Raw genomic sequence first — 13,053 nt, 5'->3', positions numbered from 1 at the left:
GATCTGGATCAGCCGGTCCGGCGAGATCAGCAGGCCGACGATCAGGGTGTTGTTCAGCTGGAACAGCTTCTCCGGCAGGGGCCGGCCCGGCACCAGCGGCACGTTCGCCGCCCGCACGCCCCGGTGGGCCAGGTAGATGCAGGTCGGCGTCTTCGAGGTCCGCGAGACGCCCAGCAGCACCACGTCCGCCTGGTCCAGGTCCTGCCCGCCCTGGCCGTCGTCGTGGCCGATGGCGTAGTTCAGGGCGTCCATCCGGTTGAAGTAGTCGTTGTCCAGCCGCAGGTGCGCGCCCACGCGCGAGGTCGTGGCCGCCCCCAGGTAGCGCTGCATGGCGCTGACCAGCGGGTCCAGGGCCGGCAGGCAGGGCATGTCCATCCGTCGGCAGCCTTCTTCCAGCGCCTCGCGCAGCTTCTCGTCGACGATGGTGTGCAGGACGATCCCCGGCGCCTCCTCGATATCGCCCAGCGCCCGATCCAGCTGCCGCTGCGAGCGGACCAGGGCGTAGATGTGCTCGATGGGCAGCACGTTCTCGAAGCGGGCGCACACCGCGCGCGCCATGGCGTTCAGCGTCTCCCCCGTGGAGTCCGACACCAGGTGGACGTGGAAGTAGGTCGCGAGTCTGGGCGGCGGCGAGTTCGGCAAGGGCGCTCCGAAAATATGCCTGGGGACGGAAGCTGTGGATTCACTCTTAGCGAAGCTGGACGGCGATGGGGATAGATCGTCGCCAAAACCGGCGCGATGGGCGCCCCGGGGGAACACGAGGACGGAAAGCGCCGTTAACCATCCCTTAACCCCCAGGCCCGCCCGCCGGGGCGCCGTTTGCCGGGCGAGGGTGGGGGCAAGTCGGTATCCCGCGCGGCGCCCGCTGTTCTCCCCCCAATCGTTACCGAATTCTTAATGCGCCGCAGAGGGAGCCTGGGGCGGTTCCCCGCGATTCACAGGGCTCCACAGCGTTCGCCGCCAGCCGGGGACGGAGTGGGGACGACCGGGGGATTGTCAAAGGATCGTCAAGGTTTTCCCCGCTGCCGACAGGTCCTACTTCCCCTGCTCCAATCCTTTTCAAGACTCTTTCTATTTGAAGGGAAGAAGGGCTCGGCGGGTCCCACTTGAGCCTTCGGTGAGGGCAGGCTTTAAGTCCCCCATGACGACCGAGACCTCCCGCCTCCTGCGCGTGCTCGCCGGAGAGACCCTGGACCGCCCGCCGGTGTGGTTCATGCGCCAGGCCGGCCGGTCGCTGCCCGAGTACCGCGAGCTACGGAGCCGGGCGCCGGACTTCATCGCCTTCTGCTTTGATCCCGAGATGGCGGCCGAGGCGACGATGCAGCCCATGCGGCGCTTCCCCATGGACGCCGCCATCGTCTTCGCCGACATCCTGCTGATCCCGCTCGCCCTTGGCCAGGACGTCTGGTTCGAGGCGGGGGAGGGGCCGCGGCTCGGCGCCTTGCCGCCGATCGGGGCGCTGCAGGACGCCATCGAGGGCTCGACCGCCAGGCTGGCCAACATCGGCGAGACTCTCAGCCGGGTGCGCGCCGAGCTCGAGCCGGAGCGGGCGCTGATCGGGTTCGCCGGCGCCCCCTGGACGGTGGCCACCTACATGCTGGAGGGCCGCGGCTCCCAGCGCGAGGCCGCCCGCACCTACGCCTACCGCCATCCCGAGGAACTGGACGCCCTGCTGGACGTGCTGGTCGAGGCCACGGCCCGCTACCTGTTGATGCAGGCCAAGGCCGGCGCCCAGGCGCTGAAGCTGTTCGAAAGCTGGGCCGACAACCTGGCCGAAGACGTGTTCGAGCGCATCGTCGTCGGGCCGCACCGGCGGATCGTGGAGAAGGTCCGCGCCGCCGGCGTCGACACGCCCTTCATCGGTTTCCCCCGCAGCGCCGGCGCCCTGGTGGAACGCTACGCCGCCGAGGTTTCGGTCCAGGCGGTCGCCCTCGACACCCAGGCCAGCGCCGCCCTCGGACGCCGGATCCAGGCGGGCGGACAGGCGATCCAGGGCGCCCTCGACAACCTGCTGCTGCTGGCCGGCGGCCCGGCGCTGGACGCGCGGGTGGACACCCTGCTGCAGCAGTGGGGCGATGGGCCCTACATCTTCAACCTCGGCCACGGCGTCATGCCCGATACGCCCGTGGAACACATCGCCCGGGTGGTGGAGCGCGTCACCGGCAAACCCGCCAAGGCCATGGCGGCGGCATGAGCAAGCTCGCCGTCGTCCTCTTCAACCTCGGCGGGCCCGACAGCCTGGACGCCGTCCGGCCCTTCCTGTTCAACCTGTTCCGCGACCCGGCGATCATCCAGCTGCCGGCGATCGCGCGCTATCCGCTGGCGGCGCTGATCTCCACCACCCGCACCAAGACCGCCCAGGCCAACTACGCCATCATGGGCGGCCGCTCGCCGCTGCTGCCCGAGACTGAAGCCCAAGCGGTGATGCTTGAGGCGGCGCTGAAGCAGCAGGGGCATGAGGCCCGCGTCTTCATCGCCATGCGCTACTGGAAACCCTTTTCCGATGAGACGGCGAGGGCGGTCGCGGCCTACGCCCCGGACGAGGTCGTGCTTCTGCCGCTCTACCCGCAATATTCGACCACCACCTCCGGCTCGTCGCTCAAGGACTGGGCGCGAGCCTATAAGGGGCCGGGACGGGTGCGGACGGTCTGCTGCTATCCCACCTCCCACGGCCTGGCGCAGGCCCATGCCGCCGAGATCCGCCGCGTCTGGGACGCCTGGGTCCGCCCCGAGCTGAAGGCCGAACCGTCGCAGGTGCGGCTGCTGTTCTCGGCCCACGGCCTGCCGCAGCAGGTGGTGGACGGCGGCGATCCCTACGAGGCGCAGATCCAGGCCACGGCCGCGGCGGTGGCGGCGCTCGTGCCCGAGTTCACCGACTGGCAGGTCTGCTACCAGAGCCGGGTCGGGCGGCTGAAATGGCTGGAGCCCTCCACCACCGACGCGCTCCACCAGGTGGCCAAGGATCGCAAGGGCGCCATCGTCTGCCCGATCGCCTTCGTCTCCGAGCATGTGGAGACCCTGGTCGAGCTCGATTCCGAGTACGGCGAGCTGGCCGACCACCTGAAGATCTACCCCTACCTGCGCGCCCGCACGCCCGGGGTTGGGGCGCCGTTCATCGGCGAGCTGGCCCGCGCCGTGACAAAGGCCCTGCCGCGCGAGGGCATCGCTCCGCACGGCCCGTGGACCTGCCCCGCGGGTCTTGGCAAGTGCGCCTGCCGGGGGGACAAGGCGGCATGAACTGGTTCGACCTGCTTCGGGGCCTGCACATCATCGCGGTGATCGCCTGGATGGCGGGGATGATGTACCTGCCCCGCCTGTTCGCCTACCACACCGAGACGGCGCCTCCGGGCAGCGAGTTCGACGCGCACTTCCAGGTCTGGGAGCGCAAGCTGTTGAAGATCATAATCAATCCGTCGATGAGCCTGACCTGGATCTTGGGCGTCAGCCTGATCCTGTGGCACGTCTATGCGGCCAAGGAGGGGTGGGCCTTCCTGCTGCAGCCGTGGATGATGGTGAAGCTGGCGGCGGTGATCTTCCTCTCCGCCTGGCACGGCTTCCTGTCCGGCTCGTACAAGAAGTTCGTGGCCGGCCAGCGCCCGAAGTCGGCCAGGTTCTGGCGCGCCACCAACGAGCTCCCGTTCCTCGCCGCCGTCGTGGCCGTCCTCGCCGTCACCCTTCAATTCGGCGCGCGGTAGCCCATCTATAAGTTGCTCCCCTTCGGGGGAGCTGTCGGCAAGGCCGACTGAGGGGGTGATCCGAGGTTGGAGCGGACCCCCTCCGGCGGCTTTGCGCCACCTCCCCCGAAGGGCAGGAATACTTGACCCGTCCCCGCAGACGTGGTTCCTCTCGACAACGCGTCGGCCTCCGGCGCGCCCCGCCTTTTTCCGGCTCCACGCCCCGCGTGTCGCAGCCGGCTCCCAGACGAAGTTGAACATCGGCGCTTCCGGCGCCCACAGACTAACCCGCCCGCACCCGGACTCCGTCCGGTGGCGCGCGAATTCCAAAGTGAAATCAATGCAAGACGAAACCAACAACGACGTTCCCGAGACCGAGGCCGAAACCCTCGGCGAGACCCTCGAGCCCCAGCTGGCCGCCGAAGCGGCCGCCGAGGACGCCGCCGGCGAGCCCGAGAACGACGAGCCCAGCGAAGCCTCCAAGGCCATCGCCGCCATGGGGCTCACCCGCATGAGCCTGCAGGAGCTGAAGGACAAGTCGCCCGCCGACCTCCTCGCCTTCGCCGAGCAGCTCGAGATCGAGTCCGCGAACTCCATGCGCAAGCAGGACATGATGTTCGCGATCCTGAAGGTGCTGGCCGAGGAAGGCGTCGCCATCTCCGGCTCGGGCACCCTGGAAGTGGTGCAGGACGGCTTCGGCTTCCTGCGCTCGCCCGAAGCCAACTACCTGCCCGGCCCCGACGACATCTACGTCAGCCCCTCCCAGATCCGGAAGTTCGGCCTGCGCACCGGCGACACGGTCGACGGTGAGGTCCGGGCGCCGCGCGAAGGCGAACGTTACTTCGCCCTGGTGAAGGTGGACCTGACCAACTTCGAAAGCCCCGACGCCGTGCGTCACAAGGTGCTGTTCGACAACCTGACCCCGCTCTATCCGGACCAGCGGTTCAAGATGGAGATCGACGATCCGACCCTGAAGGACCGCTCCGGCCGGGTCATCGACATCGTCGCGCCCCTGGGCAAGGGCCAGCGCTGCCTGATCACCGCCCCGCCGCGGGTCGGCAAGACGGTGATGCTGCAGAACATCGCCAAGTCGATCGAGACCAACCACCCCGAGTGCTACCTCATCGTGCTGCTGATCGACGAGCGGCCGGAAGAAGTCACCGACATGCAGCGCACCGTGAAGGGCGAGGTGATCTCCTCGACCTTCGACGAGCCGGCCACCCGCCACGTCCAGGTCGCCGAGATGGTGATCGAGAAGGCCAAGCGCCTGGTCGAGCACAAGCGCGATGTCGTCATCCTGCTGGACTCGGTCACCCGCCTCGGCCGCGCCTACAACACCGTGGTCCCATCCTCGGGCAAGGTGCTGACCGGCGGTGTCGACGCCAACGCCCTGCAGCGCCCCAAGCGCTTCTTCGGCGCTGCCCGGAACATCGAGGAGGGCGGCTCGCTGACGATCATCGCCACCGCCCTGATCGACACCGGCTCGCGGATGGACGAAGTCATCTTCGAAGAGTTCAAGGGCACCGGTAACTCGGAAATCGTCCTGGACCGGAAGGTGGCGGACAAGCGCATCTATCCGGCCATCGACGTGCTGAAGTCGGGCACCCGGAAGGAAGAGCTGATCACCGAAAAGACCAACCTGCAGAAGACCTACATCCTGCGGCGGATCCTCAACCCGATGGGCGCCCAGGACGCGATCGAGTTCCTGCTCGACAAGCTGCGCCAGTCGAAGAACAACGACGACTTCTTCCAGTCGATGAACACCTGACGCTAGGTCGGGGCCATCGCGGACCGGATAGGGGCTCCCGGCGACGGGAGCCCTTTTTTGTGGGCGAACGGCGGTGTTTCGCGCGCGGAAAAACCCCATCTATTCAAAGGCCGCCCGGACAAATTGGCCCTGTGGCGAATTTGGAGCGCGAAGGCGTGGGGTTGCCCGTTTCCCTGCGCGAGAGCGGCGCCAATCGAGGCGTGTCCCGGCGCGTCTTCCTACCCGCGGTAGCACCGCGGCCATACCGGTATTACGAGCTTCACTGTTTCACGTGAAACAGTGAAATCGCCCACCGCTGTCATCCCGGCTTCGCCGCAAGGCGAAGACCGGGACCCCGACGTGTTGCGTCCGAAAGGATGCACAGCGTTGCCGCCTCACCCTTATCTCCGCCGCAACAGATCGGGGTCCCGGTCTTTGGCTCCGCCAAAACCGGGATGACAAAAGAAGAGGGCGCCACTATTCCTCCCCCCCTTGGGGGAGGGGGACCGCGAAGCGGTGGAGGGGGCCTTCCCCGGCCGCCTAGCACCCCACCGTCTCGCCCCTTCGGGGCGATCCACCTCCCCCGCTCCGCAGGGGAGGAGCCTCGCTCCTCCCCGTGTTTCACGTGGGAGGTGGCGGCGAAGCCGACGGAGGCGCGGTCTCTACGGAATCAGCAAGCTCGCCCCGACCGTCGCGCGGCCCTCCAGCGCCTCATGCGCCTGCCGCGCCTCGGCCAACCCAAACGTCTGCCCGATCTCGATCTTCACCCGGCCTGACCGGATCACGTCGAACAGGGCGGCGGCCGAGGCCTCCAGCTCCTCGGTGGTGACGATGTAGTCGAACAGGGTCGGCCGGGTCAGGTACAGCGAGCCCCCTTGGGCCAGCCGCGCCGGCGGGAAGGGCGGGACCGGTCCCGAGGCGTTGCCGAAGCTGACGAACAGGCCGCGGCGGGCCAGGCTGCCCAGCGTACCTTCGAAGGTGTCCTTGCCCACCGAGTCATAGGCCACCGGCACGCCCTTGCCGCCGGTGATTCGGCGAACCTCGGCGGCCACATCCTGCTCGCGGTAGAGGATCACGTGGTCGGCGCCCAGTTCGCGGGCCTTAGTCGCCTTGGCCTCGGAGCCCACGGTGGCGATCACCTCCGCGCCCAGGGCCTTCAGCCATTGGGTCATGATCTGGCCCACGCCGCCTACCGCCGCATGCACCAGCACTGTTTCGCCGGCCTTCACCGGATAGGTCCGGCGGATGAAGGCCTCGGTGGTCATGCCCTTCAGCAGCACGGCCGCGGCGGTCCGCGCGTCGATGCCGTCGGGCAACGTCACCAGCCGGTCCGCCGCCACGACATTGGCCTCGGCATAGGCGCCGAAACCGCCGGAATAGGCGACGCGGTCGCCCACCTTCACCCGCGTGACGCCCTCGCCGACCGCGTCCACCACGCCTGCCGCCTCGCCACCCGGAATGCAGGGCAGCTTCACGGGGTAGAGACCGGTGCGGTGATAGGTGTCGATGAAGTTGATCCCGATGGCCTCGTGCCGCACCCGCGCCTGGCCGGGCTTGGGCTCCGGGGCGTCGATGTCGACGACCTCGAGGACCTCGGGGCCGCCGGTCTTTTCGAAGCGGACCGCGCGCATCAGCCGATCGTCCGCTGGAAGAACTGCAGGGTGCGGCCGCCCGCCAGCCTGGCGTCGGCCTCGTCATAGTGCTCCCCGCCCACCCGGGCGAAGGCATGGTCGCGGCCGGGGTAGGTGTGGATTTCGATCTGCGGATGGTCCTTCAGCGCCTGGACGATGACGGCCTGGGCCTCCTGCGGCACGAACTGGTCCTCCTCGGCGATATGGAGGAGGAGGGGGCGGGTCAGCTTCTCCGCCTCGGCCACCCGGTTCTCGAGGCCCACGCCGTAGTACGAGACCGCCGCGTCCGCGTCGGTGCGGGTGGCGGTGAGGAAGGCCAGCAGGCCACCCAGGCAGAAGCCGACGGCGCCCACCTTGCCGCTGCAGCCCGCGTCGCCGCGGATGGCCTTGATGGTCGCCTGGATGTCCTTGACCCCCTGGTCGACGTCAAAGGCGTTGAACAGTTCGAAGGCCCGTTTCCATTCGGCCTCGGACTGGTCGGTGATGTCGATGCCGGGCTCGATCCGCCAGAACAGATCGGGGCAGATGGCCAGGTAGCCCTGGGCCGCCAGGCCGTCGGTGATGTCGCGCATCACCTGGTTCACGCCGAAGATCTCCTGGATCACCACGACCGCAGGAGCCTTGGCCGCGGCCGGCCGGGCTACATAGGCCGAAAACTCGCCGTCCGGCGTCGTGATGCTGATGCGTTCGCCCATGTTTCGTCCTCGTTCGTTACTGACCCGGCAGCGGGTACTAGCGCACATCCGCGGCTCACGGCCATATGGTCGCCGAGGATAGAGAGGGCCAGACGTCATGAAGATGACCATCGAGGTGGATTGCACCCCGGAGGAAGCCCGGCGGTTCATGGGCCTGCCGGACGTGAGCGCGCTGAACGACCATCTGGTGAGCGAGATGAGCAAGCGCGTCGACGCCAACATCAACATGCTCAATCCGGAGGAGTTCATGAAGAACTGGATGACCTTCGGAACGGGCGCCCAGGAGCAGTTCCGCAAGTTCATGGAAGCCGCGACCGCCCGGAAATGACCGATACGATCTACGCGCCGGCCACGGCCGCGGGCCGTGCTGCGGTGGCGGTGGTGCGGGTCTCGGGGCCGGCGACCCGGGCGGCGGTGAAGGTGCTGGCCGGCGCGCTTCCGCGGCCGCGGCGCGCGAGCCTCAAGACCCTGCGGCATCCGGACGGCGAGGCGATCGATCAGGCCTTGGTCCTCTTCTTCGCCGGCCCGGAGAGCTACACCGGTGAAGACGCGGCGGAGTTTCACGTGCACGGCGGGCCGGCCGTGGTCGGCGCCGTGATCGCGGCGCTGCGGGCCCTGGACCTGCGGCTGGCCGAGCCGGGCGAGTTCACGCGCCGGGCCTTCGAAAACGGCAAGCTGGACTTGGCCCAGGCCGAGGGTGTCGCCGACCTCATCGATGCCGAGACCGAGGCCCAGCGCCGCCAGGCGCTGGAGCAGCTCGGCGGGCGGCTGTCCGATGTCCAGGCCCGCTGGACCGAGGCGCTGCTCGAGGCCCTCGCCATGCTGGAGGCCGCGGTCGACTTTCCGGACGAGGAGGTGCCGCAGGATGTGGCGGCCCGCGCGCGGCCGGTGCTGCAACAACTGGTCGCCGAGTTGGAGATCGCGGCGGCCGACGCGGAGCGGGGCGAGCGAATCCGCGAGGGCTATCGCATCGCCCTGATCGGCGCGCCCAACGCCGGCAAGAGCACCCTGCTGAACGCCCTGGCCGGCCGCGACGCCGCCATCGTCACGGCCACCCCCGGGACGACGCGGGACATCATCGAGGTCCCGATGGTCCTGGCAGGCTACAAGGCCCTGATGGCCGACACGGCGGGCCTGCGCGAGACGGGGGACGAGATCGAGGCCGAGGGCGTGCGACGCGCGCGCGCCTGGGCGGCCGGCGCCGACCTGCGGCTCTGGCTGGTGGACGGCTCGTCGGCCGAGACCGGAACCGTCCCGATGGAGCTGCGGCCCGGCGACCTCTGTCTGATCACCAAGCGGGACCTGGCCGTGGGCCCGGCGGGCGCCTGGGCGGCGGGGCAGGCGAGGCGCCTGGGCCTCGCCGTCGCGGAGATCACGGCCAGGGGTCCCGGCGACCTCGACTGGATCCGCGGGGTGCTGGAAGAGCGGATCGTCGAGGCCCTGGAGGGCGCCGAGCCCCCGGCCGCCACCCGGCTTCGCCACCAGGAGCTCCTGACCGAGGCCGCCGACCGCCTCCGCCACGCCCTGGCCCAGGACGAACACCTGGAACTCGCGGCCGAAGACGTCCGCCTGGCCGCCCGCGCCCTCGACCGTATCACCGGCCGCATCGACCCCGAACACGTCCTCGGCCGCATCTTCTCCACCTTCTGCATCGGGAAGTGAACCGATAGCTCCTCCCCCGCAAAGCGGGGGAGGGGGACCACGAAGTGGTGGAGGGGGCGCAAGGCGGCGTCCCCGAGCTTCCGGCTTCGCGCCCCCTCCGTCTCGCCGCCGGTGGCGCCGATCCACCTCCCCCGCTGCGCGGGGGAGGAGTTCAAACACCACTGCGCCACTGTTTCACGTGAAACACCCCCGGCTTTCCCCTATATGCACCCCCGCATGACCTGGGATGTGATCGTCATCGGTGGGGGGCACGCTGGCTGCGAGGCGGCGGCCGCGGCGGCGCGGTTCGGCGCGCGCACCCTGCTGCTCACCCACAAGCTCGAAACCATCGGCGAGATGAGCTGCAACCCGGCCATCGGCGGCCTGGGCAAGGGCCATCTCGTCCGCGAGATCGACGCCCTGGACGGCGTCATGGGCCGCCTGGCCGACGTGGCCGGCATCCAGTTCCGCATGCTCAACCGCTCTAAGGGCGCGGCGGTGCGCGGTCCGCGCAGCCAGATCGACCGCCGCCTCTACCGCGAAGCCATGCAGGCCGAGCTCGCCGCGACCCCCAGCCTGGAGATCATCGCGGAGGCGGTCGAGGACCTTATCGTCACGGACGGCGCGGTCGCCGGGGCGGTGGGCGCCAGCGGGACCGTATACCGGGCGGGACGCGTGGTCCTGACCACCGGCACCTTCCTCAAGGGCGTGATCCACCAGGGCGAACAGCGGATCCCCGCCGGCCGGATCGGCGACGCCCCGGCCATCGGCCTGGCCGACCGGCTCTATGCCTCCGGCCTGCGGATGGGGCGCCTCAAGACCGGCACGCCGGCGCGGCTGGATGGCTCGACCATCGCCTGGGACGGCCTGGAGATGCAGGACGCGGACGCCGAGCCGATCCCGTTCTCCTTCCTGACCGCGGCGATCACGACGCCCCAGGTCCAGTGCGGAATCACCTACACCACGGAAGAGACCCACCGGATCATCGCCGAGCGGCTGACGGAGTCGGCGGTCTATGGCGGCCGGGTGTCGGGGAAGGGGCCGCGCTACTGCCCCTCCATCGAGGACAAGGTCGTCCGCTTCCGCGACAAGACCAGCCACCAGATCTTCCTGGAACCAGAGGGCCTGGACGACACCACCGTCTATCCCAACGGCATCTCCACCTCGGTCTCCGCCGAGACCCAGGACCTGTTCCTGCGCACCATCCCCGGCCTGGAGCAGGTGGTCGTGAAGCGGCACGGCTACGCCATCGAATACGACTATGTGGACCCGCGTGAGCTGTTCCCGACCCTGGAGGTCAAGCGCCTGCCGGGCCTCTATCTCGCCGGCCAGATCAACGGCACGACCGGCTACGAGGAGGCGGGGGCGCAAGGGCTGGTCGCCGGCCTGAACGCGGCGAGGGCCGCCTCCGGCGCCGACCCGGCCCAGTTCGCACGCGACGAGGCCTATATCGGCGTCCTGATCGACGACCTGGTCACTCGGGGCGTCACCGAACCCTATCGGATGTTCACCAGCCGGGCGGAGTTCCGCCTGACCCTCCGCGCCGACAACGCCGACCAGCGGCTGACCGGCAAGGGGATCGACCTCGGGGTCGTGGGTTCCCGCCGGGCCGCGGCGTTTCACGTGAAACATGCCGAGCTCGCGGCCGCCCGCGCCGAGGCGGCCGCCCTGAGGCTAACCCCCTCCGCCGCCGCCAAGGCCGGACTGCCCGTCAAGGCTGACGGTCAGCGCCGCAACCTGGTCGAGCTGCTCGCCTACCCGACCATCGACTTCGACGGCCTGACGAAAATCTGGCCGCAGATCGCCGCCTGGTCGCCTGCCGTGCGCGAGCAGATCGAGATCGACGCCTCCTACGCCGGCTACCTCGACCGCCAGGCCGCCGACGCCGAGGCCTTCCGCCGCGACGAGGACCTGCGCCTCCCGGCCGCCCTGGACTACGCCGCGATCGGCGGCCTCTCCAACGAGGTCCGCGAGAAACTGGCCGCTGTCCGCCCGCTGACCCTGGGCCAGGCCGCCCGCATCGAAGGCGTCACCCCGGGCGCCCTCACGGCGCTCCTCGCCCACGTCCGCCGCCGCGCCGCCTAGATGAAACTCTGGCCCGCGCGCCCCCTCCGACAGCTTCGCTGCCACCTCCCCCGTTGCACGGGGGAGGAGCGGCTGCGCCGCGTCTCGCTCCTCCCCTGCGAAGCGGGGGAGGGGGACCACGAAGTGGTGGAGGGGGCGTGACAGATCTCCTGAACGCGGCGGAGTTCGCGAAGAAGGCCAAGGCCACACCCGACCAGATCGCCGACCTGACCCGCTTCCTCGAGATGCTGACCGAGGGCAATGCGGTGATGAACCTCGTGGGCCCCGCCACCATCCCGGACTTCTGGAACCGCCACGCCTGGGACTCGGCCCAGCTTTTCCGCCTGGCGCCCGACGCCCTCACCTGGGCCGACCTCGGGGCCGGCGCCGGTTTCCCGGGCCTGGTGCTCGCGATCCTCGGCAAGGGCCGCCCGGGCTTTCACGTCCACCTCGTGGAAAGCATGGCCAAGCGCTGCCGCTTCCTCTCCCAGGTGGTCGCCGAGCTGGACCTGCCGGCCACGGTTCACAACGAAAGGGCGGAAAACCTCACCCTGGCTGTGGACATCGTCACCGCCCGCGCTTGCGCCCCGCTTCACAGACTGTTGGGGTATGCCCGGCCATACTTGCAGTCGGGGGCGCAGGGCCTGTTCCTCAAGGGGCAAGATGTGGTGGCAGACATGTCCGAGGCCGCAAGATATTGGGAATACGAGGCGGATGTCGTACCGTCGCTGAGTGACGAGAGAGGCCGCATCGTGCGTGTGAGGAGGCTGGGGCGTGTCCGTAAGGTCTGACCGGGGACTACGCGTGCTGGTGGTCGCCAACCAGAAGGGCGGCGTCGGCAAGACGACCACGGCCATCAACCTCGGCACGGCCCTGGCCGCCGTGGGCGAAAAGGTGCTGCTGGTCGACAGCGATCCCCAGGGCAACGCCTCCACCGGCCTGGGCGTGGGCCGGGCGCTGCGCAAACGGACGCTCTACGACGTGCTGATGGGTGAGCAGCCGCTGCTGGAGGCGGTGGTGAAGACCTCGGTGCCGGGCCTCGACCTGATCGCCTCCGACCCCGACCTCTCCGGCGTGGAGCTGGAACTGGGCCAGCAGGCCCGCCGCTCCTTCAAGCTGCGCGACGCCATCGCCCCGATCCGCTCCACCGGCGCCTACACCTATGTCCTGATCGACTGCCCGCCGTCCCTGAACCTGCTGACGGTCAACGCCATGGCGGCCGCCGACGCGGTGCTGGTGCCCCTGCAGTGCGAGTTCTTCGCCCTGGAAGGCCTCTCTCAGCTGATGCGGACCATCGACCTGGTGCGGGGCAGCCTGAACCCGGCGCTCGAGCTCCAGGGCGTGGTCCTGACCATGTACGACCGCCGCAACTCGCTCTCCGAACAGGTGGCCAGTGACGTCCGCGCCCACTTCGGCGAGGCGGTCTACCAGACGGTGATCCCGCGGAACGTCCGCGTCTCAGAGGCGCCGTCGTTCGGCAAGCCCGCGCTGGTCTACGACCTCAAGTGCGCCGGCAGCCAAGCCTACCTGAAACTGGCGCGCGAGGTCGTGCTGCGGGAGCGCAAGCGGCGCGCCAGCCAAACCATGGAACTGAGCTGAAG

The 13,053-nt window shown here is 69.4% G+C and carries 12 protein-coding genes; 9 read left to right on the top strand and 3 right to left on the bottom strand.

Translation table 11 applies throughout. From position 1 onward, the window contains the following. Positions 1 to 657 (bottom strand): pyruvate, water dikinase regulatory protein (locus AX721_RS11115; RefSeq protein ID WP_068876082.1); only part of this gene is annotated, 657 nt, incomplete at its 3' end. A 484-nt stretch (positions 658 to 1,141) separates the two neighbouring features. Here AX721_RS11115 and hemE point away from each other — a divergent pair. The 4 genes from hemE (at position 1,142) to rho (ending at position 5,442) form a co-directional block, all read left to right on the top strand. Further along, positions 1,142 to 2,194, top strand: a complete 1,053-nt coding sequence (gene hemE / locus AX721_RS11110) for a uroporphyrinogen decarboxylase (RefSeq protein WP_068876077.1) — start codon at positions 1,142 to 1,144, stop codon at positions 2,192 to 2,194. After that, on the top strand, positions 2,191 to 3,237 hold the full coding sequence (gene hemH, locus AX721_RS11105) for a ferrochelatase (protein WP_068876076.1): 1,047 nt from the start codon (positions 2,191 to 2,193) through the stop codon (positions 3,235 to 3,237). The genes hemE and hemH overlap by 4 nt, the downstream gene beginning before the upstream one ends. Beyond that, positions 3,234 to 3,695, top strand: a complete 462-nt coding sequence (locus tag AX721_RS11100; protein WP_068876075.1) for a CopD family protein — start codon at positions 3,234 to 3,236, stop codon at positions 3,693 to 3,695. Before hemH ends, AX721_RS11100 begins: the two co-directional genes overlap by 4 nt. A gap of 319 nt (positions 3,696 to 4,014) precedes the next feature. Beyond that, on the top strand, positions 4,015 to 5,442 hold the full coding sequence (gene rho, locus AX721_RS11095) for a transcription termination factor Rho (protein ID WP_068876074.1): 1,428 nt from the start codon (positions 4,015 to 4,017) through the stop codon (positions 5,440 to 5,442). A 641-nt stretch (positions 5,443 to 6,083) separates the two neighbouring features. Here rho and AX721_RS11090 read toward each other — a convergent pair. Together AX721_RS11090 and AX721_RS11085 are read right to left on the bottom strand one after the other, a co-directional pair. Further along, positions 6,084 to 7,052, bottom strand: coding sequence for a quinone oxidoreductase (locus AX721_RS11090; protein WP_068876073.1), 969 nt, complete (start codon positions 7,050 to 7,052; stop codon positions 6,084 to 6,086). Further along, entirely contained in the window at positions 7,052 to 7,747 is a 696-nt protein-coding gene (locus AX721_RS11085; protein ID WP_068876072.1) for a dienelactone hydrolase family protein, read from the bottom strand. Before AX721_RS11085 ends, AX721_RS11090 begins: the two co-directional genes overlap by 1 nt. A 97-nt stretch (positions 7,748 to 7,844) precedes the next feature. On the opposite strand from AX721_RS11085, the gene AX721_RS11080 reads away from it, so the two are divergent. The 5 genes from AX721_RS11080 to AX721_RS11060 all read left to right on the top strand — a co-directional run bounded on the left by AX721_RS11080 (position 7,845) and on the right by AX721_RS11060 (position 13,051). After that, the gene (locus AX721_RS11080; protein WP_068876071.1) at positions 7,845 to 8,075 is read left to right on the top strand and encodes a DUF6489 family protein; all 231 of its coding nucleotides are present in this window, start codon (positions 7,845 to 7,847) and stop codon (positions 8,073 to 8,075) included. Further along, entirely contained in the window at positions 8,072 to 9,409 is a 1,338-nt protein-coding gene (gene mnmE / locus AX721_RS11075; RefSeq protein ID WP_068876070.1) for a tRNA uridine-5-carboxymethylaminomethyl(34) synthesis GTPase MnmE, read from the top strand. The genes AX721_RS11080 and mnmE overlap by 4 nt, the downstream gene beginning before the upstream one ends. A 216-nt stretch (positions 9,410 to 9,625) precedes the next feature. Next, positions 9,626 to 11,473, top strand: coding sequence for a tRNA uridine-5-carboxymethylaminomethyl(34) synthesis enzyme MnmG (gene mnmG, locus AX721_RS11070; RefSeq protein WP_197422536.1), 1,848 nt, complete (start codon positions 9,626 to 9,628; stop codon positions 11,471 to 11,473). A gap of 137 nt (positions 11,474 to 11,610) precedes the next feature. Then, positions 11,611 to 12,243 carry a 16S rRNA (guanine(527)-N(7))-methyltransferase RsmG gene (rsmG, locus tag AX721_RS11065; RefSeq protein ID WP_068876068.1) on the top strand — a complete coding sequence of 211 codons (633 nt, stop codon included), beginning with the start codon at positions 11,611 to 11,613 and terminating at the stop codon, positions 12,241 to 12,243. Next, positions 12,227 to 13,051 carry a ParA family protein gene (locus AX721_RS11060; protein ID WP_068876067.1) on the top strand — a complete coding sequence of 275 codons (825 nt, stop codon included), beginning with the start codon at positions 12,227 to 12,229 and terminating at the stop codon, positions 13,049 to 13,051. The genes rsmG and AX721_RS11060 overlap by 17 nt, the downstream gene beginning before the upstream one ends. The last annotated feature ends 2 nt before the right edge of the window (positions 13,052 to 13,053 follow it).

The organism is Phenylobacterium sp. CCH9-H3 (genome assembly GCF_001557235.1).
GTDB lineage: Bacteria > Pseudomonadota > Alphaproteobacteria > Caulobacterales > Caulobacteraceae > Phenylobacterium.
The sequence above is the reverse complement of the archived record's forward strand: the minus strand, read 5'-3'. Positions and strand labels throughout refer to the sequence as shown.